Here is a 23,048-nt window from a genome sequence, read left to right as displayed (position 1 = left end):
CGCTCCCCTCAGTAGTCGTCGCGCGTCTCGTCGGCGGTCGCCGCGAAGGCACGAGCGAGCAGGTCCTTCTGCTCCTCGGTGTGCCGCTTGAGGGTGCCCACCGACGGCGAGGACGAGGCGGCGCGCGTGATGCCTTCGACCTCCACGTCGAGAGCCGGCCAGACGTTGACCGCGTAGTTGGGCCACGGCCCCATGTTGAACGGCTCGTCCTGCACCCAGCGGATCTGCTTGAGGTTGGGGTAGCGGCCCAGTTCGGCCTTCAACTCCTCCAACGGCCAGGGGTAGAGTTGCTCGACCCGAGCCACCGCGAACTTGCCGCCGTCCTCGCGCTTGCCGCGCTCGACCATCAGGTCCCAGGTGATCCGACCCGAGCACAACAACAGCACCTCGACCTCGGCCGGGTCCGCGACACCGTCGCCGATGACCGGTCGGAACTCGCCCTCGGTGAAGTCGCTGGGCTGCGATGCGGCCTCCTTGCGCTTGAGCATCGACTTGGGAGTGAAGATGATCAGGGGCTTGTGCTCCTCGCCCAACGAGTGGCGGCGCAACAGATGGAAGTGCGACGCCGGAGTCGACGGCTGAGCCACGACGAACGCATCATCGGCACACATCGTCATGAAGCGCTCGATCCGCGCCGACGAGTGGTCGGGGCCTTGTCCCTCGTACCCGTGCGGCAGCAACATCACGACACCGGACTGCTGGCGCCACTTGGTCTCACCGGAGGTGATGAACTCGTCGATGATGGTCTGTGCGCCGTTGACGAAGTCGCCGAACTGCGCCTCCCACAGCACCAGGGCATCGGGTCGCGCCACGCTGTAGCCGTACTCGAAACCGAGAGCGGCGTACTCCGACAGCAACGAGTCGTAGACGAAGAACTTCGCCTGGTCCTCGCTGAGATTGGCCAGCGGAGTCCACTCGTCGGCGTTGACGCGGTCGATGATGGTCGCGAAGCGCTGCACGAAGGTGCCACGACGCGAGTCCTGACCCGCCAGGCGTACGGGACGCCCCTCCATCAGCAGCGAACCGAGCGCCAGAATCTCCCCGGTGCCCCAGTCGATCGGGCCGTCGGTGATCGACGCGGCGCGGCGCTGCAACTGTGGCATCACCTTCGGGTGCACCGTGAAACCCTCGGGCGGGCTGGTGTACGCATCCGAGATCCGCTTGAGCACCTCGGGGGCGACCGCGGTGGTGGTGTCGCCGCCGAGTTTCTCGGGGTAGTCGGGCACGGTCGTCCACGAGGACGGTTGAGTGTTGGCCTCGCGTACCTCGGTGAAGACCCGCTCAAGTTGCTGCTGATAGTCGCGCAGCACGGTCTCGGCCTCTTCGATCGTGATGTCGCCACGACCGATGAGCGACTCGGTGTAGAGCTTGCGTACGGAACGCTTCTGCTCGATCAGGTCATACATCAGCGGCTGGGTGTAGGACGGGTCGTCGCCCTCGTTGTGTCCGCGCCTGCGGTAGCAGACCAGGTCGATCACGACATCCTTGTTGAACGCCTGACGGAACTCGAACGCGAGCGCCGCGACCCGGACACAAGCCTCCGGGTCATCACCGTTGACGTGGAAGATCGGCGCCTGCACCATCCGGGCCACGTCGGTGCAGTAGAGCGACGAACGCGACGAGCCGGGGGAGGTCGTGAAACCGACCTGGTTGTTGACGACGACGTGGATCGTGCCGCCGGTGCGGTAGCCGCGCAGTTGCGACAGGTTGAGCGTCTCGGCCACGACCCCTTGGCCCGCGAAGGCCGCGTCACCGTGGATGAGCAGCGGCAACACCGGGTATTCGGAGCCCTTGTTGAGCACGTCCTGTTTGGCGCGTGCGATGCCCTCCAGCACCGGGTCGACGGCCTCGAGATGGGACGGGTTGGCGGCCACCGAGACGTTGATCCGGTCGCCGAACTCCGAGACGTACTCGCCCTCGGCACCGAGGTGATACTTCACGTCGCCAGAACCCTGGACCGTACGCGGGTCGATGTTGCCCTCGAACTCGCGGAAGATCTGTGAATAGCTCTTGCCCACGATGTTGGCCAGCACGTTGAGGCGGCCACGGTGCGCCATGCCGATCGCGACCTCTTCGAGACCGGCGCCGGCGGCCTTCTCGCAGATGTCGTCCACCAATGCGATGGTGGTCTCGCCGCCTTCGAGTGAGAACCGCTTCTGGCCGACGAACTTGGTCTGCAGGAACGTCTCGAAAGCCTCGGCCTGGTTGAGCTTGAGCAGGATCCGCAACTGCTCCTCTCGGGGCACCTTCACGTGCGGCTTCTCGACCCGCTCCTGGATCCAGCGACGCTGCTCGGGATCCATGATGTGCATGTACTCGATGCCGATGGTGCGGCAGTAGGAGTCGCGCAGGATGCCCAGGATCGAGCGCATCTTCATGAAGCGCCGTTCGCCGCCGAATGATCCGGTGGCGAACTCGCGGTCGAGGTCCCACAGCGTCAGTCCGTGCGACTCGACCTCGAGGTCGGGGTGGCTGCGCTGGCGGTATTCGAGCGGGTCGGTGTCGGCCATCAGGTGCCCACGCACGCGATAGGCGTGGATGAGCTCCTGGACGCGAGCCTGCTTGCTGATCTCGTCGTCGTGGCTGGTGGAGATGTCCTGAGCCCACTTGATGGGCTCGTACGGGATTCTCAGGCTGGCGAAGATCTCGTCGTAGAAGCCGTCCGCACCGAGCAGCAACTGGTGTACGCGGCGCAGGAACTCTCCGGACTGGGCACCCTGGATGACGCGGTGGTCGTAGGTCGAGGTGATCGACATGACCCGGCTGATGGCGTTGCGTGCGACGGTTTCCTCGGAGGCGCCTTGCCATTCGGGGGCGTAGTCCATCGCCCCGACGCCGATGATCGCGCTCTGGCCGGGCATCAACCGTGGCACCGAGTGCACCGTGCCCAAGCCGCCGACGTTGGTCAGGGAGAAGGTCGTGCCCTGGAAGTCGGCAACCGTGAGCTTGTTGTCGCGCGCCTTGACCACGATGTTCTCGTACGCGGTCCAAAAGCCCGCGAAGTCCATCGTCTCGGCGGCCTTGATCGAGGGCACCAGAAGTTGGCGCTGGTCGCCCTTCTTGATGTCGATGGCCAGGCCGAGGTTGATGTGGGCCGGGGTGACGAGGTTGGGCTTGCCGTCGACCTCGGCGTAGGAGTTGTTCATCTCCGGCATCGACTTCATCGCCTTGACCAGCGCGTAGCCGATCAGGTGCGTGAAGGAGACCTTGCCGCCTCGTGCTCGGGCGAGGTGGTTGTTGATGACGGTGCGGTTGTCCCACAACAACTTGACCGGCACCGAGCGGACCGAGGTCGCGGTCGGGACGGTCAACGAGGACTCCATGTTGGTGGCCGTACGCGCGGGGGCACCGCGCAGCACGGTGTAACTCGGCTCGTCGCCGGCCTCGGCCGGAGCCGCCTTCGTGGCGTCCTTCGCCACGGGGGTGCTGGTGCCCTTCGCCGGCTCCGCAGCAGCGGTGTCGGGGCGCGGTCGCGCCACGGACGGGGGAGTGGACTTCGCCTCACCCTTCTGTGCCGGGGGCTGCTCCTGCTTGGCCGAAGGCTGTTTCTCGGCCGACTGCGGGGTCTTCCGCGACTCCTGGGCCGGTGCGGACGCCGATTGCGACTTCTCCGCAGCGCGCGCACTGGAGGCGGAGCCGTCACCGGACGAGGAGTCGGCACTCGCGCCGTTGGCGCCGAAGTACGCGGCCCACTCCTCACTCACGCTGCTGGGATCTGCTTGATAGCTCTCCCGCATCTCCTCCACGAGCCATTCGTTGGCTCCGAGGTCGTTGGACGGCTGGACGGATGCGTGACTGCCGGACTGGGCAGAGGGCTGCGGCACGGGTTGATTCGCCTCATCTCGAAACGTGCGCGGGACTTTCAGGCAAGGCTACTTGCACACGCGAGGGAAATGCAGGGTGGCGGGCCCGGAGTGCGGCACTCTGGTCTCGCCGACCGACTCGGTGCGCGGTCCGGACCTTCCCCAGTCACTGTCAGGAGCGATCCGATGGTCGTCGCCAGTCCGGCCAGAGCGCGGCTGCTCGCGGCCTTGTGCGTACTGCTGATCGCCCTACTCGGCGTGGATCTCATGGGCGGGGACCAGGCTTCGGGCCGACTCGCCACCGGAGATTCCGTACGCCTGGTCAAGTCCCGCTCCGACGTCAGCGCCGGCGTCGTGGTGGGGCGCGTACCCGACAAGCAGCGCCATCGGGCGGTGCGCCGCGCGGCTCGTATGGTCGACGCCTGGCTCGACGCGGCCTTCGTGCGCGAGGACTATCCGCGTACTCACTACCCGAAGGCTCTCGGCGCGTTCACCCCACAGGCCAGGCGTGCGGCTCGTCGTTCTCGCAACCTGCTCACCAACGCCGACCTGGGTCGCAGGATCGACGGGGTCGAGGTGCTGACCCGGCGCATCCGCGTGGATCTGCTGGCGACCGACCGCCGCCCGCGCGTGGCGACGGCGCACCTGCGTCTGCGGCTACGAACGCACGGGCAGCGCGCCCGAACCGTGATCGTGCGTGGGCGGCTGTTCCTGGAGCCGACCCGACACGGGTGGCGGATCTTCGGTTACGACCTGCGGAAGGGTCGCCGATGAGAGCGCGGATCGTACGACGCTTGGTGCTCGCCGTGATGTTGGGCGTGGCGGTGCTCAGCCTGCCCGACTCGACCCAGGCGCCGACGGACGTCGAACTCGTGAGGATCCGCGCGGCCCAGAGCGTCGGCGCGAGTGATCGGGTGGTGTGGATCCTGGCGGTCGGTTCCGACGCGCGTCCGGGCCAGCCGATGAACCGCTCGCACGGCGACGCGTTGCAACTGGTCGGGATCAACCCCCGCACTCGGGCCGCGACCGCGATCGGAGTGCCGCGGGACTCGTGGGTCACGATTCCCGGGCACGGTCGCAACAAGATCAACTCGGCGTTGGTGTTCGGCGGCCCGAAGGCGATGGCAGCCGCGGTGTCGCGACTGATCGGGATCACCCCCGACTATGTCTTCGTGTCGCGTTTTGAGTTCTTCGAGCAGATGGTGGACGACATCGGGGGGATCTCGGTGCAGAACCCGCGTACGTTCTCCGATCCGTACCTGCGCAAGCGCGGCTTCCGGCAAGGGCGAATCCGGCTCAACGGGTTCGAGGCGATGGCGTTCTCCCGGATCCGCAAGTCGCTGCCCCGCGGTGACTTCGACCGCTCGGCCAACCAACAGCGCACGCTGCGCGGCATCCACAGGCGGATCCACTCGAACGCGAAGCGCCCCGGCTTCATTGATCGAGGTGTGCTTACGGTGCTGCAGCACACCTCGACGAACCTGCGACCCGGCGAACTCTTCCGGCTCGCCCAACTGGTGGCACAGGTGGAGCCGGGCAAGATCACCACATGTGTGATCGGCGGTGGCGTCGGGTGGGTAGGCCCGCAGTCGGTGGTGTTCCCAGACGTACTCCAGGCCAGACGACTCGGTCGTGACGCCCGTCGCGACGCGCGGATCAGTCGCTGCTGACCGCGCTCACCAGGTGGTAGATCACCGGCTCGGAGTGGTCTCGATGGAAGGCGACGAAGAGTCGTGACACGTCGATGTGCAGCCCCTCACGGCGCAACGTGGCCTCGAAGTCGTACGGCTCGGGGCGATGCACCCTGATCGGTCCGGACGGTGGGGTGATCACCTCGTCGGCGGCCTGTTGTGGTGCGTACCCGTGGATCCGGGTCTCGCAGGTGAGGACGACCCGCCCACCGGGTGCCACCCGCTCGGCGATCCGCGTCAGCGTGGCGGTGAGGTCGGGTGCCATCTCCAGGACCCCGGCCGAGACGATCAGGTCGTACGTCTCCTCGGTGCTGCTCAGCCACGCGTCCAGGTCGGCGACCTCGATGCGGACGCCCTCCTCGCGCGCGAAAGCGTCCCTGGCCACCTGGGCCATGCCTGGCGAGAGCTCGACCAGTGTGACCTTCGCGTCGGGCAGCACCGTGCGTACGGCTCGCGTCGTCTGCCCGGTGCCCCCGCCGAGGTCGAGCACGTTGTCGGCGCTGACGGCTTGGTCGCGCAGGACGTGGATCAGGTGGTCGTTGCTGGTCCAGTCGGTGGCGGTGCGCCCGTCGTACCCCGACGCGATCGCGTCGTAGTGCGCGCGGATGGTGTCGGTCATTGCTGGAGTGCCTCTCGGACGACGTCGACGTTGTCGGTGAAGAGTGCGTCCGCGCCGGCCTCGGCAAACGCGCGGGCCTGGGTGGCCAGGTCGCCGGGTGCTTTGGGATCGTCGCCGATCCGGAGTTGGGTGGGCAGGAATCGGTTCTCCCGGCGCAGCGTGAAGGCGGCGACCTGGATGTCGCGAGCGTGGGCCTCGTCGATCAGGGACGAGAGCGCCCCGGTGGCGCCCTGCGGGTCGAGGGGAAAGACGTGCGTGGTGTGGACGCCGAGGGCAGCGATCCGCCCACGGACCGCGTCGAGCTCGGGCAGGGTGACCAGGTCGCCGAACGTCCGCGCGTCGTCGGTCTCGGCGAGGTCCGCGGGCCGCTTGTCGGCCAGCTCGATCAACTGCATCAGCGGCAGTCGGGTCCGGTCGGCCAGACGTACGAGCGCGGTCGGCTCGAAGCTTCTCCAACATCACGTCGCGGTCCGGTCCGTCGAGGCCGTGGCGGGCCAGCGAGTCCAGCAGCGGAGGGGTCGGATCGAGACCCAGCGAGGTGAGGTACGCCGGGTGCTTGAGTTCGATCATCAGCCCGAGAGGTTGGGTCTCCCGGGCGCGCGTGACCAGGTCCAGCACCTCGTCGAGGGTGGGAATCGGGTCGACGCCGTCCCAAACGGTGTTGTCGGGTCGGGTGCCGGGCATCCGCTCCTTGGCTTTGAGGGTCTTGAGTTCCGCGAGGGAGAAGTCCTCCACGAACCAGCCTTCGACGGCCTTGCGCCCGGGCACCGTCGGGGTGTGTCTGCGTGCTGCGAACTCGGGTCGCTGTGCCACGTCGGTCGTACCCGTGATCTCGTGCTCGTGGCGACAGACCAGATGCCCGTCCTTGGTCATCACCACATCGATCTCGATGCCGTCCGCGCCCTGCGCGATGCCGAGTTCGTACGCTCGCAACGTGTGCTCGGGCCGGTAGCCACTCGCGCCGCGGTGCGCGAACACCCTGGTCTGCCCCGATCGCATGGCCCCATACTCTCGACCCATGACGCTGCCGTCGGTCGGGACACTCCGCTCTCTGCCTGCTCTTGAGCACCCTTCCTTGCTCGCGCCTCCCGTCGCGTCGGCACTGGCCGGATGGCCGGGCGCCGACGGCATCGCGGCCGTCGAGATCGATCCCGCGGTCGCGGACACCGCCGCGATGAACCAGGCGTACGACCTCTCGCCGCTGCTGGGGGCCAACTGCGTGCTGGTCTCGGGCAAGCGCGACGGCGAGGAGCGGATCGCGGCCTGCCTGGTGCGCGCCGACACGCGCGCGGACGTCAACAACCTGGTCAAGCGGACCCTCGACGTACGCAAGTGTTCGTTCCTGCCGATGGAGCGCGCGGTGGAGGAGTCTGGGATGGAGTACGGCGGGATCACTCCCGTCGGACTGCCGTCCGGCTGGCGGGTCCTGATCGACTCGCGGGTGCTGGAGATCCCGACCGCGATCATCGGGTCGGGCGTACGCCGTTCGAAGTTGATCGTGCCGGGTGCGTTGTTCGCGTCGCTGCCGGGCGCGGAGGTGCTGGAGGGTCTCGGGCAGTGAGTCTCGCGGCTTGGTGGCCGTTGACAGGTGCCGATGACTTGCGCGATCGGTTGCTCGCGGCGTACGCGGACTCGTCACGGCACTATCACGATGTCGTGCACCTGTCGGAGGTGTTGACCCACCTGTCGGCTCTCGTGCCGGCTGACCACCCGGCTCGTCGCGCGATCGTGCTCGCGGCCTGGTTCCACGACGCGGTCTACGACGGCGAGCGCGACGACGAGGAGCGCTCGGCGCTGCTGGCTTCCTGGTCTCTCGCCGGCCTGATTCCGGCCCCCGAGGTCGACGAGGTCGTCCGGCTCGTACGCCTGACCGCGACCCACGAGCCCGCTCCCGACGACGATGCGGGTGGGGCGTTGTGTGACGCAGACCTGGCCATCTTGGCTTCGCCACCGGATCGCTATGCCGAATATGTCGCGGCGGTGCGTGACGAGTATTCCCACCTGTCCGACACCGACTTCGCCTCCGGCCGGGCCGCGATCCTGCGTGCTCTGCTGGCGAAGCCTCTGCTGTTTCACTGGCCCGCGGCCCGAGACCGTTGGGAGGCCGCGGCCAGAGCGAATGTGGCCGCTGAGTTGGCCCGGCTGGTCTGAGAACGTGTGCCTGGTCGCCGCGGCCGGTCGCTTCGCGGCATGCGCCGCTCGGGCTGCGCGAGTTCACGCGTACGCTCGAACTCGCGCGCTCGGGACCCTGATTGCTGCGCGAGTTCACGCGTACGCTCGAACTCGCGCGCGGCAGCGAGCCCGGACGCCCACCGCCCGAAGACCGGGCCTGTGGATAACGGGAGCGGCGTTGAGCGATCTGGGGCAGGGTGCCGTGATGCCCGAGTTCGACCCACATGCGCCCTTCACGACCAAGAGTGGCCTGGCGGCGGGGATCAGCCCTCGTGAGTTGGCCGGGCGGGGCTTTCAACGCTTGCTCTTCGGTATTCACATAAGCAGTGCTCGCACGGTCACTGCGCGGCTTCGCGCTGAGGCGGTGTTGTTGGTCGCTGGCCCGCGCGCGTTCGTCAGCCACCAGACGGCAGCGCGCGTGCGAGGCGTACCCGTACCCGACGGCGAGGCGCTGCACGCGACTGTGCCGGACTACGCCGCGCGGGTCAGCCGAGGCGGGATTGTGAGCCATGTCCGACCCGATGCCCGACACGACATCGTGAAGGGAATCCGGGTCTCTACGCGCGAGGACCTCTTCGTGGAGCTTGCTGCCGAACTCAGTCTCGTCGACCTTGTGGTCGTGGGTGACCATCTCGTACGCAAGGGGCTGAACCTTCAACGACTCCAGCGCGCCGCATCTCAGGTGCCTGGCCGGGTCGGCAAGCATGCACGTGCAGCAGCGTCTTATGTCCGCGAGCGGGTCGATTCCCCGATGGAGACTCGCCTGCGGATGCTCCTCGTACTCGCTGGGGTGCCCGAGCCCGAGGTCAACCGCGAGATGCGCAACGAGATCGGTGACATCGTCAGGCGCTTCGACCTGTGTTGGCCGTCGGTCAAGGTGATCTTCGAGTACGACGGTCGCCACCACATCGAGCGCGTGGAGCAGTGGGAGGCAGACATCGAGCGGCGCGAGCAACTTGAGGATGCGTCGTGGCGCATCGTCACCGTGGTGGCTCGTGGTGTCTTCGTCGACCCTGGGTTGACGGTCGAGCGCGCCTTCAAGGTGTTGCGCGCGGCGGGACTCCAGGGGCTCCCCGCCCGCCCACGCGATGACTGGCGTGCGCACTTCCCGGGGCGCGCCTCAGCTGCCTGAGCAGAGGTTCTGCCCAGCCCTGCGGTGAGAGTTCACGCGTACGCTCGAACTCGCGCGCTCTGCGCGCCACCAACCGCACGAGTTCACGCGTACGCTCGAACTCGCGCGCGGGCGCGGTGGACTATCGCCGCTGTTCGACCACTCAGCCGGACTTGCGCCGCCGCAACCCGGCCGCGTGCAGCGCAAGCACGATCTCGCGCGGGCGCACCGGCACGGCGCCGGCTGCGACCAGGTCGTCGTAGAACTCAGCCGGCACGTCGTAGTGATCGCGCGAGAAGCCGCGTTCAGGGACCCCGCAAGCAGCCGCGAACGCGTGTAGTTCGTCGAGTGAGGTGTCGGAGACCAGGTGAGACCAGGTCCGGCCCCAAGCCGGGATCAAAGGCGGGTCTATCAGGATCATCAGCGCCCCGATGCGCGTGCGACTTCGACGCCCTCGACCGCGATCACGACATCGACATCGCGAAAGCCCGCCAGCCATCGCTTGCGCGTCATCTGGATCTCGACCCGGTGTCCGTCGACTTCCACCTCGAAGGTCTTGACGAGGCCAAGGCTGTAGTGAGTCCCGAGCGAGGTGAGCTTCTGCAATTCGATCAACCGGCCGCCGGCGACCAAGTCGGTACGCCCGGTCATGCCGTGATAGACGAACGACGCGGGCTCTGAGCCGATTTCGAATCGCATCTCCACGGAGCCATTATCCGATGGGAGCCAAGGATCGAACGCGCCTCCGGCAGGATTCGAACCTGCGGCACCTGGTACCGGAAACCAGTGCTCTATCCCCTGAGCTACGGAGGCAACACGTCGCCAGGCCAGGCCTAACAGCGCACCGAGAACCCTACCGGTCGATATCGATGTGGGTGAAACCAGGAGCGTCGATAGGCTTCACCGGTGACCCCGCAACAACTCTCCACGACGATCGTCGCCGCGCTTGAGGCCCTGGTGGCCGAGGGTGCGCTGACGTTGCCCGACGGCGTGCCCGCGGAGGTCACGATCGAGCGACCGCGGCAGAAGGGGCACGGCGACTACGCCACCAATGTGGCGCTGCAGTTGGCGAAGAAGGCGGGTACGAACCCACGCGCCCTCGCGGAGATGATCGCGAGCAAGCTCAACGACTCCGACGGGATCGCGCAGACCGACATCGCCGGACCGGGCTTCCTCAACATCACCGTCGAGGCCGGCGCCCAAGGTCAGGTCGCGGGAGAGATCGTCGCGGCAGGGGAGTCGTACGGCACCAACGCCTCGCTGGGTGGGCAGAAGATCAACGTCGAGTTCATCTCGGCCAACCCGACCGGCCCGCTGCACCTGGGACACACGCGTTGGGCCGTGCTCGGCGACGCCATCGCGCGCGTCCTAAGAGCGGCCGGGGCTGAGGTGGCCAGCGAGTTCTACATCAACGATCGCGGCAACCAGATGAACCTCTTCGGAGCCAGCATCGAGGCCGCCGCGCTGGGGCAGCCGATCCCCGAGGACGGCTACCAGGGTGCCTACATCGCCGACCTCGCGACCAAGGTGGTCGCCGAGCACCCAGGCATCGTCGACCTGCCTGCGGACGAGAGGTTGGAGGCGTTCCGCGAGGCCGGGTACGCCGTCCAACTCCAAGAGCAGCAGGACCAACTCGAAGGCTTCAACACCCACTTCGACGTGTGGTTCTCCGAGCGGGGCCTGCACGCGGACGCAGGCACCCGCGGATCCGTCGCCGACACGTTGAACTCCCTGCGCGATCACGGCCACCTCTTCGAGGCCGACGGCGCGCTGTGGATGCGTACGACCGACTTCGGCGACGACAAGGACCGAGTGCTGATCCGCTCCAACGGCGAGTTGACGTACTTCGCCTCCGACACCGCCTATTACCTCAACAAGCGCGAGCGCGGGTTCGACAACTGCCTCTACCTGCTCGGTGCCGACCATCATGGGTACGTCGGCCGGCTGCGCGCGATGGCCGCATGTGTGGGCGACGACCCCGACCAGACGCTGGACGTACTGATCGGGCAGATGGTCAAGATCCTGCGCGACGGCGCCGAGATGAAGCTGTCCAAGCGCGCGGGCACGATCGTCACGCTCGACGAACTTGTCGACGAGATCGGCGTCGATGCCTTGCGTTACTCCCTTGCGCGCTACCCGGCCGACAGTCCGTTGACGCTGGACATCGCCGAGATCACCAAGGCGTCCAACGACAACCCGGTCTATTACGTGCAGTACGCCCACGCGCGCACCGCGGCGATGATCCGCAATGCCACAGACCTCGAAATGAGCCTGCCGACAGACTTCGACCCCGCGCTGCTCAGCCACGAGCGCGAAGGCGACCTGCTGCGCGCCCTCGCCGAGTTCCCGCGAGTGGTCGGCGCCGCCGCCGAACTCAGGGAGCCGCACCGGATCGCGCGCTATCTGGAGGACACCGCCAGCGTCTTCAACAAGTGGTACGACACCAAGGAATGCCGGATGCTCCCGCAGGGCGACGAGCCGGTCACGCCGACGAACGAGGCCCGGCTGGTGCTGGTGCACGCCGCCCAGACGGTGCTGTCCAACGGTCTGGGCCTGCTCGGCGTCTCGGCCCCCGAGAGGATGTGACCCGGTGCCCACCGCACACCCGTCGGGCTGGGCGCATGCCGACGGCGCCCTCAAGGGACCGCAGTGGTTGCGTGAACCCCAGGATCCCAACGCGCTCGTGCCGCAGCTCTGGTCGAGCACCGCGCACAAGGTCGACGGCGATCTGGTCATCGGCGGCGTCAACATCCCGGACCTGGTCGCCAACGTCAACACCCCGGCGTACGTCCTGGACGAGGCCGACTTCCGCGCACGCGCGCGTGCCTTTAAAGACGCCTTCGCGCCCGCCGAGGTCTACTACGCCGGCAAGGCGTTCTTGTGTACGACGGTCGCGCGCTGGCTCCAGGAGGAGGGGCTCTGCCTCGACGTGTGCTCCGATGGCGAACTCACCGTCGCGCTGCGCGCGGGCTTCGACCCGCAGCGGATCGGCTATCACGGCAACAACAAGACCGAACCCGAACTCAGGCGCGCCGTCGCCGAGGGCGTCGGGCGGATCATCGTGGACTCGTTCGACGAGATCGACCGGCTGATCAGCGTGGCGCGAAGCGTGGGGGGCGAACCCCAAGGCGTGATGGTCCGCGTCACCGCGGGCGTCGAGGCGCACACCCACGAATACATCGCGACCGCGCACGAAGACCAGAAGTTCGGCTTCTCCATCGCGAGCGGGGCGGCCTTCGCGGCGGTCCAGAAGATCCACGCGGCCGACGGCCTCGAACTGCTCGGCCTGCACTCCCACATCGGCAGCCAGATCTTCGACACCAGCGGTTTCGAGGTTGCCGCCAAACGGGTGCTCACCTTGCACACGCGAGTGTCCGACGAACTCGGTGTCCAGATGCCCGAGCTCGACCTCGGCGGCGGCTTCGGTATCGCGTACACCACCCAGGACGACCCTTCCGACGCGGCGCAGCTCGCGATCGAGATGACCAAGATCGTCGAGCACGAGTGCCGCGCCCAGGGCATCGAGGAGCCGAGCCTCAGCGTCGAACCCGGCCGCGCGATCGTCGGCCCGGCGATGTGCACCGTCTATACGGTCGGCACCGTCAAAGAGGTGGCACTCGACGGCGGCGCGAAGCGTACGTACATCTCCGTCGACGGCGGCATGAGCGACAACATCCGCACTGCGCTCTACGACGCCGACTATTCCTGCACGCTGGCCAACCGCGAGTCGGATGCCGCGCCCGCGTTGAGCCGGGTGGTGGGCAAGCATTGCGAGGCGGGCGACATCGTGGTCAAGGATGAGTTCCTGCCCGGCGACGTCCGTCCCGGCGATCTGGTCGCCGTGCCGGGCACGGGCGCGTACTGCCGCTCGATGGCCTCCAACTACAACCATGCGCTGCGTCCTCCGGTGGTCGCAGTGCGAGACGGTGTGACAACAGTGATCGTGCGGCGCGAGAGTGTGGACGATCTCCTGGCAACAGATGTGGGTGCAAACGCATGAGTGATAAGAAACCGCTGAAGGTGGCGGTGCTGGGCTGCGGTTCGGTCGGTTCGCAGGTCGTACGACTGCTCGACGAGCAGGCCGGTGACCTTGGCGCCCGTGTCGGTGCTCCGGTGGAACTCGCCGGAGTGGGCGTACGCCGCCTCGACGCGGAGCGCGAGGTCGAGGTGCCCGAGGGCCTGCTGACCACGGACGCGCACAGCCTGGTCACGCGCGAGGACATCGACCTGGTGATCGAGGTGATCGGGGGCATCGAGCCGGCGAGGTCGCTGATCTTGGCCGCGCTGCAAAGCGGCAAATCGGTGGTCACCGCCAACAAGGCGCTGCTGGCCGAGGACGGCGCGACTCTCTACCAAGCGGCCGACCAGGCCGAGCGCGACCTCTACTACGAGGCGGCTGTGGCCGGTGCCATCCCGATCCTGCGGCCGCTGCGCGAGAGCCTGGCCGGCGACAAGGTCACCCGCGTGCTCGGCATCGTCAACGGCACCACCAACTTCATCCTCGACAAGATGGACACCCAGGGCTCCGGCTTCTCCGAGGCACTGGAGGAGGCGCAGTCCCTCGGGTACGCCGAGGCCGACCCGACCGCCGACGTGGAGGGCTTCGACGCCGCCGCGAAGGCTGCGATCCTGGCCAGCCTGGCCTTCCACTCGCGCGTCACCGCGGCCGACGTGTTCCGCGAAGGCATTACCGAGGTGACCGCAGCCGACGTGCAGAGCGCGCGCGAGATGGGCTCGGTGGTGAAGCTGCTCGCGATCGCCGAACTCTCCGATGGTGACGGCATCTCGGTGCGCGTACACCCGGCGATGATTCCCAGAACTCACCCGCTGGCCAGCGTGCGAGAGGCGTACAACGCGGTCTTCGTGGAGTCCGAGGCTGCCGGTCAGTTGATGTTCTACGGCCCCGGCGCGGGCGGCTCGCCGACCGCGAGCGCGGTGCTCGGCGACCTGGTCACGGTGGCGCGCAATCGGCTTGCGGGCACCCGTGGTGTGGGCGAGAGCGCGTACGCCGACCGTCGCGTGCTGCCGATGGGGGAGACCCGCACGCGCTATCACGTGGCGATCGACGTGGACGACCGAGCGGGCGTGCTTGCGGCTGTCGCGAGCGCGTTCGCCGACAACGACGTGTCGATTCAAACCGTACGCCAGGAGGGGCGCGGTGATGATGCCCAACTCGTGGTCGTCTCCCACGCCGCCACCGATGCTGCGTTGAGCGCGACGGTCGAGCAGTTGCGGTCGATGGACATGGTCCGCGACGTCACCTCGGTGATGCGGGTGGAAGGGGTCGACGAATGACTTCTGCACAGTGGCGCGGCCTGATCGAGGAATACCGCGACCTGATCGACCTGCTGCCCGAGGGCATGGAGGCGATCACGCTGCGTGAGGGTGGGACTCCGCTGGTGCATTCCGAGTGGCTCTCGGGCCTCACCGGGGCTCAGGTGCACCTCAAGGTCGAGGGCAGCAACCCCACCGGCTCCTTCAAGGACCGCGGCATGACCACCGCGATCTCGGTGGCCAAGCACGAGGGCGCGCAGGCCGTGGTCTGCGCGTCGACCGGCAACACCAGCGCGTCGATGGCGGCGTACGCAGCCAAGGCCGGACTGAAGCCGCTCGTCCTCATCCCCGAAGGCAAGATCGCGGCCGGCAAGATGGCGCAGGCGATTCTGCACGGCGCGCAGATCATCATGGTGCGCGGCAACTTCGACCACTGCCTGGAGATGGCCAAGCAGTTGGCCTGGAACTACCCGGTCGCGCTGGTCAACAGCGTCAACCCGGTGCGTCTGCAGGGCCAGAAGACCGCCGCCTTCGAGATCGTCGACTACCTCGGTGACGCGCCCGACTTCCACCTGTTGCCGGTCGGCAACGCGGGCAACATCTCGGCGTACTGGATGGGCTATGAGCAGTACGCCGACCTGGGCCGGTCCACCAAACGCCCCGTGATGCGCGGCTTCCAGGCCGAGGGCGCGGCGCCGCTGGTGACCGGTGAGCCGTTCCCGGACCCCGAGACCAAGGCCACCGCGATCCGCATCGGCAACCCGGCCTCGTGGAAACTCGCCGAGGCAGCGGCTCAAGAGTCGGGTGGCCGGTTCGCAGCCGTCTCGGATCAGCAGATCCTTGCCGCCCAGGCCGAACTCGCCCGCCGCGACGGAGTGTTCGTCGAACCGGCTAGCGCTGCCGGCATTGCTGGAATGTTGCAGGAGTTGGCGCAGGGGGAGTCGTACGCCGGTTCGACCGTCGTCATCACCGTGACCGGCAACGGCCTCAAGGACACCGCGACCGCGCTCGAAGGGATCGGCAGCATCGTCGACACCGTCGTGGATGCCGATGCCGACCAGGCGGCCCGCGCCGCAGGCCTCGCCTGATCCATGACCAACTTCGTCACCGGTCCCGTCTCGATCACGGTGCCCGCTACCTCGGCCAACCTCGGCCCCGGCTTCGACACCCTTGGCCTGGCGCTGTCCTTGCGCGACACGTTGACCGCGCAGGTACAAGACCACGGCCTGACGGTCGAGGTGGAGGGCGAGGGTGAAGGCGAGGTGCCGCTCGATGCGCGCCACCTTGTCGTACGCGCGATGCGGGCGGCCTTCGAGCGGATGGGCGAGCAACCGCCTGGGCTGTGGCTGCGCTGCACCAATGTGATCCCGCACGCGCGCGGTCTCGGCTCGTCGTCGGCCGCGATCGTGGGAGGTCTGGTCCTGGCTCGGGCGCTCGTACGCGGGGGGCAGTTGCTGCTCGACGACGATGCACTGCTGCAACTCTCGGCCGATCTCGAAGGCCACCCCGACAACGTCGCCCCAGCGCTGCTGGGTGGTTTCGTGATCGCGGGTCGTGCTCACGAGCGTTGGTTCGCCGTCCAGTCCGGAGTCGACCCGCGCATCGCCGCCGTCGCGTTCATTCCGCCCGATGGCGTGGAGACGACCAAGGCGCGGGGGCTGTTGCCCAGGCAGGTCTCTCATGCAGACGCAGCCGCCAACGCGGGCCGTACGGCCTTGCTGATCGCCGCTCTGGCCGGTCGCCCCGAACACCTGCTCGTCGCGACCGAAGACTTCTTGCACCAGGACTACCGGGAGCCGGCCATGCCGCACACCTTGGCTCTCGTACGTCAGCTTCGGTCGTCGGGAATCCCTGCGGTGATCTCTGGAGCCGGACCTACCGTGCTGGCATTCGGTGCTGACCCGCAGGTGCTGATCGCCTACGCCCCGGACGGTTGGCGCGCACTCGCGTTGGCTGTCGACTCTCGCGGCGCCGCCGAGGAGATCTCAGGCTGAGCCTCGTCGCCCGGTGCTGGACTGCGCGGTGCTAGCCTGACGCCGCGCCGCTGTGGCGCATGACTCATTGCCGGTCTCCGCGACCTGGGCGCATGTCCTGGATGAACTCGCACCGGCCACGACGTGGAAGGGCTCACGTGAGCGAAACCTCCGAACCGACTGCCGCCCAGCGTGCAGGCAGTCTCAACTCCATGCTGCTCCCCGATCTGAAGAAGCTCGCGGGTGCGCTGGGGATCTCTGGTGTCTCGAGCATGAAGAAGGCACAGATCCTGGACGCGATCCGCGCCCACCAAAGCGACAAGCCGGTGGCGAGGTCGACCGACGCCCAGCGGGAGCAGAAGCGCGAGGCGAAGCCGCAGCGCGAGGCGAAGGCTGAGGCTCCCCAGGGCGAGGCACCGGCTGGGGCACCGGCTGGGGCGCCGGCCGCCGAGGAGAAGCCGGTCCAACACCAGGTCAAGACCCGCACGCGCAACGCCAAGCGCGCGGCCCAGCAGGACAAACAGCAGCCGGAGAAGTCTCAGCCGGAGAAGTCTCAGCCCGAGAAGCCGAAGAACCAGTCCGGCGCCAAGCAGGACAAGAACCAGGCCAAGAAGCAGGACAACCAGCAGGCCCAATCCCCCCAGGCCCAATCCCCCCAGGCCCAGTCCCAGCAGGCCCAGCCGGCCGACGGCGACACCACCGACACCGACGACGAGGGCGGCTCGCGCCGCAACCGTCGCCGCCGGGGCCGCGACCGCACGCGTACGGCCGGGGGCCGCGACCCCGAGCCGCAGATCCTCGACGACGACGTGCTCGTCCCTGCGGCGGGCATCCTCGACGTGCTGGAGAACTACGCGTTCGTGCGTACGAGTGGCTATCTCGCAGGTGTCGACGACGTCTACCTGAGCCTGTCGATCGTCAAGAAGTACGGCCTGCGCCGTGGTGACGCGATCGTCGGCCAGGTGCGTCAGCCCCGTGAAGGCGAGCGCCGCGAGAAGTTCAACCCGATGGTGCGCATCGACAGCGTCAACGGTGCCGAGCCCGACTCGGCCCTGCACCGCGGAGAGTTCGAGAAGCTGACCCCGCTGCACCCGAGTGAGCGGCTGCGGCTGGAGACCGATGCGACGAACACGATCGGCAGGGTGATCGATCTGGTGACGCCGGTCGGGAAGGGTCAGCGCGGTCTGATCGTGTCTCCGGCCAACGCCGGGAAGACGCGGATCCTGCAGGCTGTCGCGGCGGCGATCACCAAGAACAACCCCGAGTGCCACCTGATGGTCGTCCTGGTCGACGAACGCCCAGAAGAGGTCACCGACTTCGAGCGCAGCGTGAAGGGCGAGGTCATCGCCTCCGCGTTCGACCGGCCGCCGCTGGACCACACCACGTTGGCCGAACTCGCCATCGAGCGCGCCAAGCGCCTGGTCGAGCTCGGTCACGACGTGGTCGTACTGCTCGACGGCCTCACCCGCCTGGGCCGAGCCCACAACCTGGCCGCGTCCACAGCCGGACGTGCGCTCCCGGGCGCGGTGGACGGGGCCGCGCTCTATGCCCCGAAGAAGTTCTTCGGCGCTGCGCGCAACATCGAGAACGGCGGCTCGCTGACCATCTTGGCCACCGCCGTGGTCGAGTCGGGCTCGCCGATCGACGAGTCGATCTTCGAGGAGTTCCACGGCGCTGCCAACCTCGAGTTGCGCCTGCGGCGTGACCTGGCCGAGCGGCATCTCTTCCCCGCCGTCGATGTGCTGCACTCGGGCACCCGGCGTGAGGAGATGCTGTTGAGCCGCGAGGAGACCGCGATCCTCACCAGGCTGCGACGTTCGCTGGATCAAGAACATCCGCAGGCCGCTTTGGAGGAGTTGCTGCGCCGGATCAGCGGCACGCAGAGCAACATCGAGTTGTTGACGGCCGTCCAGCGCGGCTGAGGACTGCGCGGCGGAATACGGGGATTGCGTCGTACGTTGTCCGCACTGGCACAATCGCCCATTGGTTCCGGTTCACGCGGAAGGGTTCGATCCCGAACAGCGACCCGGCGACCGCCTACAGAAAAGGGAAAGCCATGAAGAAGGACATCCACCCGGACTACCGCGTCACCGAGGTCACCTGCACCTGTGGCGCCTCGTTCAAGACGCGCAGCACCGCGGCCAACGGCGTGCTCCACGCCGACGTCTGCTCGCAGTGCCACCCGTTCTACACGGGCAAGCAGAAGATCCTCGACACCGGCGGTCGTGTGGCCCGCTTCGAGGCCCGCTACAAGAAGGTCCAGAAGAACTCCTGATGTTCGAGGCCGTCGACGGCCTCGTCGAGGAGCATGCCGAGCTCGAGGGCCGGCTCGCCGAGCCGGCCACGCATGCCGATCAGCGGCTGGCCAAGCAGCTCAACCAGCGGTACGCGGAGTTGTCCGCGATCGTCGCGGCGTACGCCCAGTGGCGCCAACTCGGCGACGACATCGAGGCAGCCCGCGAGTTGGCCGACGAGGACCCCGCCTTCGCTGAGGATGCGTCGGCCCTCGTCGGTCAGCGCGACGCCACCGCCGAGCGGTTGCAGCAGTTGCTGGTCCCGCGCGACCCCGCCGACTCCAAGGACGCGCTCTTGGAGGTGAAGTCGGGGGAGGGTGGCGAGGAGTCGGCGCTGTTCGCCGGCGATCTCCTGCGGATGTATTCGCGGTACGCCGAGACGCGCGGCTGGCGCACCGAGATCCTCGACGCCACCGAATCCGACCTGGGCGGCTACAAGTCCGTCACCGTGTCGGTGCAGGCCAAGGGCACGCCCGCGCCGGGCGAGGCGCCGTACGCCTTGCTCAAGTTCGAGGGTGGCGTGCACCGCGTCCAGCGCGTGCCGGTCACCGAGTCGCAAGGTCGCGTGCACACCAGCGCCGCGGGGGTGCTGGTCATGCCCGAGGCCGAGCAGGTCGACGTGAGCATCGACGACAACGACCTGCGCATCGACGTCTTCCGCTCCAGTGGTCCCGGGGGCCAGAGTGTCAACACGACCGACTCGGCCGTCCGGATCACCCACCTGCCCAGCGGCATCGTGGTGAGTTGTCAGAACGAGAAGTCGCAACTGCAGAACAAAGAACAGGCGCTGCGCATCCTGCGAGCCCGTCTGCTTGCCGGCCGCCGAAGAGGAGGCCGCCGCCGCGGCCAGCGACGCCCGCAAGAGCCAGGTCCGCACCGTCGACCGCTCCGAGCGCATCCGCACCTACAACTTCCCGGAGAATCGCATCTCCGACCACCGCACCGGCTACAAGTCCTACAACCTCGACGCGGTGCTCGACGGCGACCTCCAGCCGGTGCTCGATTCGTGCGTACAGGCGGATCTGACCGCGCGCCTCGAGGCGATCGAGTGAGACGGCTGCGCCAAGCAGCCGCCGCTCGCCTGCGTGCAGCCGGCGTCGCCTCGCCCGAGTTCGACGCGGACGAACTTCTCGCCCACGTGCTGGGCACCGCGCGAGGCCGGCTGATCCTCGCCGACCCGCCGACACCTGCGCAGGAGCGAGCCTACGACGACCTCATCTCCAGGCGCGCGGGTCGAGAACCGCTGCAACACCTCACCGGAGTGGCGCATTTTCGGCACGTGACCTTGGCGGTCGGGCCGGGTGTCTTCGTGCCCCGGCCGGAGACCGAAGCCCTGGTGGGTTGGGTCGTCGAGGCCCTGGCTTCGGTCGAGCGACCCAGGATCGTCGATCTGTGCACGGGCTCGGGGGCCATCCCGTTGGCACTGCACGACGAGATCCCCGGCGCGATCCTGCACGCGGTCGAACTCGACCCCCCAGCGGTCGCGTACGCCCAGCGCAACCTGGCCGGCACCGGCGTAGATCTGCGCGCGGGTGACTTCGCGACCGCGTTCGACGACCTCCTCGGACGCTCCGATGTGGTCACCTGCAACCCGCCGTACGTCCCCCTCGAAGCGTGGGAGTCGGTGACTCCGGAGGCCCGCGACCACGACCCGCACCTGGCACTCTTCTCCGGCGACGACGGGCTCGATGCGTTCCGGATCCTCGAAGCTCGTGCGGCGCGACTGCTGCGTCCCGGTGGGCTGCTGGCGGCAGAGCACGCCGAGGTCCAGTCCGAGGCGGTCGTGTCGCTGTTTGCCACCAGCGGGCGCTGGACCGACGTACGCGACCGGCGCGACCTCGCGGGTCGACCGCGTTTCGTGACGGCCAGGCTGGCACGATAGCCCGCATGGCGCGCTACTCCACCGGCTCCGACGAGGACCGCGAGCAGGCCGTCGAGGCCGCCGCGACGGCGATCTCGAAGGGCGAACTCGTGGTGTTGCCCACCGACACGGTCTACGGCATCGCCGCCGACGCGTTCGACAAGGACAGCGTCGCCAGGCTGCTGGCCGCCAAGGGACGCGGACGCGACATGCCGCCGCCGGTCCTGATCAGTTCCCCGCTCACCGCCGACGGTCTGGCCCGCGAACTCTCCCAGGCGGCTCGGGTCCTGATGGAGAAGTTCTGGCCCGGCCCGCTCACCGTCGTGGCCCACCAGCAGCGCTCGCTGCAATGGGATCTGGGGGACACCCGCGGCACGGTCGCGATCCGGATGCCCGACCACGAGGTGGCGTTGGCGATCCTCGAACGCACCGGTCCGCTCGCGGTGAGCAGCGCGAACACGACCGGCCAGCCTGCCGCGACGTCGGTCCAGGCCGCCGAACACATGCTGAGTGCTGAGGTCGAGGTCTTCGTGGACGGCGGCGAGACCCCCGGTGCCGAGGCGTCGACCATCATCGATGCCACCGTCGACCCACCGCGGGTGCTGCGGCACGGTGCGCTGAGCGTCGAGACCCTCAACGAGGCGTTAGCCGAACTCGACGTCACGCTCGCCGACGAGGACTGATGCGCGAATACCTCGTCGTCTTTCTGGTCGCCGCCGCGACCACCTACCTGTTCACGGTGATCGCGCGCGAGTTGGCGCTGCGTACGAACGCCTTCGCGCCGGTGCGCGACCGAGACGTGCACGACGAGCCGGTGCCCTATCTGGGTGGCGTCGCGATGCTGGGCGGGTTGTGGTCCGCGTACGCCGTGGCGGGGAAGTTGCCGTTCCTCTCGCGCGCCGACAGTTTCATCTTCGACCAGGCGCGCGCAGTGCTGATCGCGGGCACGGTGATCTGCCTGGTCGGAGTCCTCGACGACATCTTCGACATCGACGCGCTGACGAAGTTCGGCGGACAGGTGTTGGCGGCGAGCCTGCTGGTCGCGTTCGGGGTGCAGTATTACTACCGACCCGACTTCGCGGGCGGCATCAGCACCATCGATCCGGCGCAGGGCGCGCTGGGCACAGTGCTGATGGTGGTGATCACGGTCAACGCGGTGAACTTCGTGGACGGCCTCGACGGCCTGGCTGCCGGGATCGTCGGTGTCGGCGCGGCCTCGATGTTCTTGTTCTGCTATTACGCCGCCGGACTCAACGAACTCACCCTGGCGACCGGGGGAGCCATGCTCTCGGCCGCACTGGCGGGTGTCTGCACGGGCTTCCTGCCGCACAACTTCCACCCGGCGCGACTCTTCATGGGTGACTCGGGGTCGATGCTGATCGGCCTGGTGCTGGCCGCTTCGATCATCACCTTCACCGGCCAGTTCGCCGGCGCCGACATCGGTGGTGCTCGGATCGTGTTGTTGCCGATGCTGCTGCCGATCTCGCTGGCGATCGTGCCTCTCGCCGATCTCGTGGCTGCAGTGTTCCGGCGTACGCGAGCCGGACGCTCGCCCTTCGCCGCCGACAAGCAGCACCTGCATCACCGGATGCTCGAATTCGGTCACACGCATCGGCGCGCGGTGGTGATCTTGTGGCTCTGGGCCGCCCTGCTGGGTGGCTCGGTGGTGCTGTTGAGCCTGTTCGCCGGCATGCCGACGTACGTCGGACTGGCGCTGGCGCTGCTGTTGTGCGTCGTGGCGACCTTCGTCCTGCCCGTGATCAGCAGGCCCCAGGTGCGCCGGGGCGCAGAGTCCCCTCCGGAGGCAACCTCATGAGCGGCATCCTGTTCCGCGCGGCGGGCGGCGTGGTGCTGATCGCCGTCGCCTTCGTCGCTCTGGCGGCGCTCGCCGACGGTCGCGCGGGCGCCACCGGTGCCGGTGTGGGGGCCGCGATCGCGATCGGGGTGCTGCTCTTCGGCTCTGTCGCGGTCAACCTCGTGGCGAGAATCACACCCTCGTTGTCGCTGCTCGTCGCCCTGATGACGTACGCCTTGCAATTGCTGGCCCTGATCGTGATCTTCACCGCTTTGCACCGCTCAAATGCCTTCGGTGCCGGCTCCGAACGCGCCTGGCTCGCGGGTGGAGTGGTGGTCGCCACCCTGGCCTGGACCGTCGTACACCTCGCGGTCGCGACGCGTACGCGCATCCCCGTCTACGACGAGCCCTCCCGAAATGAGTCTTAGGGCTCTTCGCTGCTAGGGTTTCGAACG

General features: G+C 68.0%; 21 protein-coding genes, 1 tRNA gene and 1 pseudogene. 17 read left to right on the top strand and 6 right to left on the bottom strand.

Features of this window, described 5'->3' with window-relative positions; all coding sequences use genetic code 11:
- Positions 1 to 8: 8 nt before the first annotated feature.
- The gene (locus tag V9G04_10650; protein MEI2713720.1) at positions 9 to 3,824 is read right to left on the bottom strand and encodes a multifunctional oxoglutarate decarboxylase/oxoglutarate dehydrogenase thiamine pyrophosphate-binding subunit/dihydrolipoyllysine-residue succinyltransferase subunit; all 3,816 of its coding nucleotides are present in this window, start codon (positions 3,822 to 3,824) and stop codon (positions 9 to 11) included.
- 165 nt (positions 3,825 to 3,989) lie between these two features.
- Here V9G04_10650 and V9G04_10645 point away from each other — a divergent pair, with 165 nt between their 5' ends.
- Both V9G04_10645 and V9G04_10640 read left to right on the top strand, forming a co-directional pair.
- Complete coding sequence (locus tag V9G04_10645) at positions 3,990 to 4,577, top strand: hypothetical protein (protein MEI2713719.1); 588 nt, start codon at positions 3,990 to 3,992, stop codon at positions 4,575 to 4,577.
- Entirely contained in the window at positions 4,574 to 5,473 is a 900-nt protein-coding gene (locus V9G04_10640) for an LCP family protein (GenBank protein MEI2713718.1), read from the top strand. The genes V9G04_10645 and V9G04_10640 overlap by 4 nt, the downstream gene beginning before the upstream one ends.
- On the opposite strand, the gene V9G04_10635 is transcribed toward V9G04_10640, so the two are convergent.
- Both V9G04_10635 and V9G04_10630 read right to left on the bottom strand, forming a co-directional pair.
- On the bottom strand, positions 5,460 to 6,113 hold the full coding sequence (locus V9G04_10635; GenBank protein ID MEI2713717.1) for a class I SAM-dependent methyltransferase: 654 nt from the start codon (positions 6,111 to 6,113) through the stop codon (positions 5,460 to 5,462). The genes V9G04_10640 and V9G04_10635 overlap by 14 nt on opposite strands.
- Entirely contained in the window at positions 6,110 to 6,508 is a 399-nt protein-coding gene (locus tag V9G04_10630) for a hypothetical protein (GenBank protein ID MEI2713716.1), read from the bottom strand. Before V9G04_10630 ends, V9G04_10635 begins: the two co-directional genes overlap by 4 nt.
- A 623-nt stretch (positions 6,509 to 7,131) precedes the next feature.
- Between V9G04_10630 and V9G04_10625 the strand changes: the two genes are divergently transcribed.
- From V9G04_10625 to V9G04_10615, 3 genes are all read left to right on the top strand, one after another.
- A complete protein-coding gene (locus tag V9G04_10625; GenBank protein ID MEI2713715.1) occupies positions 7,132 to 7,674 on the top strand; it encodes a YbaK/EbsC family protein in 543 nt (180 codons plus the stop codon).
- The gene (locus tag V9G04_10620) at positions 7,671 to 8,264 is read left to right on the top strand and encodes a hypothetical protein (GenBank protein ID MEI2713714.1); all 594 of its coding nucleotides are present in this window, start codon (positions 7,671 to 7,673) and stop codon (positions 8,262 to 8,264) included. Before V9G04_10625 ends, V9G04_10620 begins: the two co-directional genes overlap by 4 nt.
- A gap of 226 nt (positions 8,265 to 8,490) precedes the next feature.
- Positions 8,491 to 9,417 carry a hypothetical protein gene (locus tag V9G04_10615; protein ID MEI2713713.1) on the top strand — a complete coding sequence of 309 codons (927 nt, stop codon included), beginning with the start codon at positions 8,491 to 8,493 and terminating at the stop codon, positions 9,415 to 9,417.
- A 142-nt stretch (positions 9,418 to 9,559) separates the two neighbouring features.
- On the opposite strand, the gene V9G04_10610 is transcribed toward V9G04_10615, so the two are convergent.
- The 3 genes from V9G04_10610 to V9G04_10600 form a co-directional block, all read right to left on the bottom strand.
- The gene (locus tag V9G04_10610; GenBank protein MEI2713712.1) at positions 9,560 to 9,817 is read right to left on the bottom strand and encodes a DUF4031 domain-containing protein; all 258 of its coding nucleotides are present in this window, start codon (positions 9,815 to 9,817) and stop codon (positions 9,560 to 9,562) included.
- Positions 9,817 to 10,101 (bottom strand): hypothetical protein, encoded by a 285-nt coding sequence (locus V9G04_10605; GenBank protein MEI2713711.1) that lies wholly within the window; start codon positions 10,099 to 10,101, stop codon positions 9,817 to 9,819. The genes V9G04_10610 and V9G04_10605 overlap by 1 nt, the downstream gene beginning before the upstream one ends.
- 35 nt (positions 10,102 to 10,136) lie before the next feature.
- Positions 10,137 to 10,209: transfer RNA gene (locus tag V9G04_10600), tRNA-Arg, on the bottom strand.
- A gap of 93 nt (positions 10,210 to 10,302) precedes the next feature.
- Here V9G04_10600 and argS point away from each other — a divergent pair.
- The 12 genes and pseudogenes from argS to V9G04_10540 all read left to right on the top strand — a co-directional run bounded on the left by argS (position 10,303) and on the right by V9G04_10540 (position 23,021).
- Complete coding sequence (argS, locus tag V9G04_10595; GenBank protein ID MEI2713710.1) at positions 10,303 to 11,982, top strand: arginine--tRNA ligase; 1,680 nt, start codon at positions 10,303 to 10,305, stop codon at positions 11,980 to 11,982.
- Between the two features lie 4 nt (positions 11,983 to 11,986).
- Complete coding sequence (gene lysA, locus V9G04_10590; GenBank protein MEI2713709.1) at positions 11,987 to 13,396, top strand: diaminopimelate decarboxylase; 1,410 nt, start codon at positions 11,987 to 11,989, stop codon at positions 13,394 to 13,396.
- A complete protein-coding gene (locus V9G04_10585; GenBank protein ID MEI2713708.1) occupies positions 13,393 to 14,691 on the top strand; it encodes a homoserine dehydrogenase in 1,299 nt (432 codons plus the stop codon). Before lysA ends, V9G04_10585 begins: the two co-directional genes overlap by 4 nt.
- A complete protein-coding gene (gene thrC, locus V9G04_10580) occupies positions 14,688 to 15,758 on the top strand; it encodes a threonine synthase (GenBank protein ID MEI2713707.1) in 1,071 nt (356 codons plus the stop codon). The genes V9G04_10585 and thrC overlap by 4 nt, the downstream gene beginning before the upstream one ends.
- Before the next feature lie 3 nt (positions 15,759 to 15,761).
- Positions 15,762 to 16,664, top strand: coding sequence for a homoserine kinase (gene thrB / locus V9G04_10575; protein ID MEI2713706.1), 903 nt, complete (start codon positions 15,762 to 15,764; stop codon positions 16,662 to 16,664).
- Positions 16,665 to 16,756: 92 nt separating this feature from the next.
- Complete coding sequence (gene rho, locus V9G04_10570; protein MEI2713705.1) at positions 16,757 to 18,565, top strand: transcription termination factor Rho; 1,809 nt, start codon at positions 16,757 to 16,759, stop codon at positions 18,563 to 18,565.
- A gap of 134 nt (positions 18,566 to 18,699) precedes the next feature.
- Positions 18,700 to 18,918, top strand: a complete 219-nt coding sequence (rpmE, locus tag V9G04_10565; protein MEI2713704.1) for a 50S ribosomal protein L31 — start codon at positions 18,700 to 18,702, stop codon at positions 18,916 to 18,918.
- Positions 18,918 to 19,989, top strand: a pseudogene (gene prfA, locus V9G04_10560) (peptide chain release factor 1). The gene rpmE and the pseudogene prfA overlap by 1 nt, the downstream one beginning before the upstream one ends.
- On the top strand, positions 19,944 to 20,819 hold the full coding sequence (prmC, locus tag V9G04_10555) for a peptide chain release factor N(5)-glutamine methyltransferase (GenBank protein ID MEI2713703.1): 876 nt from the start codon (positions 19,944 to 19,946) through the stop codon (positions 20,817 to 20,819). The pseudogene prfA and the gene prmC overlap by 46 nt, the downstream one beginning before the upstream one ends.
- Positions 20,820 to 20,824: 5 nt before the next feature.
- Positions 20,825 to 21,481 (top strand): L-threonylcarbamoyladenylate synthase, encoded by a 657-nt coding sequence (locus V9G04_10550; GenBank protein ID MEI2713702.1) that lies wholly within the window; start codon positions 20,825 to 20,827, stop codon positions 21,479 to 21,481.
- On the top strand, positions 21,481 to 22,614 hold the full coding sequence (locus V9G04_10545) for an MraY family glycosyltransferase (protein MEI2713701.1): 1,134 nt from the start codon (positions 21,481 to 21,483) through the stop codon (positions 22,612 to 22,614). Before V9G04_10550 ends, V9G04_10545 begins: the two co-directional genes overlap by 1 nt.
- Positions 22,611 to 23,021: a hypothetical protein gene (locus tag V9G04_10540; GenBank protein MEI2713700.1), complete on the top strand. Its 411-nt coding sequence runs from the start codon at positions 22,611 to 22,613 to the stop codon at positions 23,019 to 23,021. Before V9G04_10545 ends, V9G04_10540 begins: the two co-directional genes overlap by 4 nt.
- Positions 23,022 to 23,048: the final 27 nt, after the last annotated feature.

Origin of the sequence: Nocardioides sp. (assembly GCA_037045645.1) — a bacterium.
Taxonomy (GTDB): Bacteria; Actinomycetota; Actinomycetes; order Propionibacteriales; family Nocardioidaceae; genus Nocardioides.
This window is presented reverse-complemented; position numbering and strand designations above follow the sequence as displayed.

What these genes read in the sequence shown, in the direction of transcription:
- thrB (MEI2713706.1), top strand. Translation starts at nt 15,762, where the DNA reads ATGACCAACTTCGTCACCGGTCCCGTCTCGATCACGGTGCCCGCTACC.
- V9G04_10540 (MEI2713700.1), top strand. Translation starts at nt 22,611, where the DNA reads ATGAGCGGCATCCTGTTCCGCGCGGCGGGCGGCGTGGTGCTGATCGCC.
- thrC (MEI2713707.1), top strand. Translation starts at nt 14,688, where the DNA reads ATGACTTCTGCACAGTGGCGCGGCCTGATCGAGGAATACCGCGACCTG.
- rho (MEI2713705.1), top strand. Translation starts at nt 16,757, where the DNA reads ATGTCCTGGATGAACTCGCACCGGCCACGACGTGGAAGGGCTCACGTG.
- V9G04_10615 (MEI2713713.1), top strand. Translation starts at nt 8,491, where the DNA reads ATGCCCGAGTTCGACCCACATGCGCCCTTCACGACCAAGAGTGGCCTG.
- V9G04_10645 (MEI2713719.1), top strand. Translation starts at nt 3,990, where the DNA reads ATGGTCGTCGCCAGTCCGGCCAGAGCGCGGCTGCTCGCGGCCTTGTGC.
- rpmE (MEI2713704.1), top strand. Translation starts at nt 18,700, where the DNA reads ATGAAGAAGGACATCCACCCGGACTACCGCGTCACCGAGGTCACCTGC.
- V9G04_10635 (MEI2713717.1), bottom strand. Translation starts at nt 6,113, where the DNA reads ATGACCGACACCATCCGCGCGCACTACGACGCGATCGCGTCGGGGTAC.
- V9G04_10545 (MEI2713701.1), top strand. Translation starts at nt 21,481, where the DNA reads ATGCGCGAATACCTCGTCGTCTTTCTGGTCGCCGCCGCGACCACCTAC.
- V9G04_10640 (MEI2713718.1), top strand. Translation starts at nt 4,574, where the DNA reads ATGAGAGCGCGGATCGTACGACGCTTGGTGCTCGCCGTGATGTTGGGC.
- V9G04_10585 (MEI2713708.1), top strand. Translation starts at nt 13,393, where the DNA reads ATGAGTGATAAGAAACCGCTGAAGGTGGCGGTGCTGGGCTGCGGTTCG.
- V9G04_10610 (MEI2713712.1), bottom strand. Translation starts at nt 9,817, where the DNA reads ATGATCCTGATAGACCCGCCTTTGATCCCGGCTTGGGGCCGGACCTGG.
- V9G04_10630 (MEI2713716.1), bottom strand. Translation starts at nt 6,508, where the DNA reads ATGCAGTTGATCGAGCTGGCCGACAAGCGGCCCGCGGACCTCGCCGAG.
- V9G04_10625 (MEI2713715.1), top strand. Translation starts at nt 7,132, where the DNA reads ATGACGCTGCCGTCGGTCGGGACACTCCGCTCTCTGCCTGCTCTTGAG.
- V9G04_10550 (MEI2713702.1), top strand. Translation starts at nt 20,825, where the DNA reads ATGGCGCGCTACTCCACCGGCTCCGACGAGGACCGCGAGCAGGCCGTC.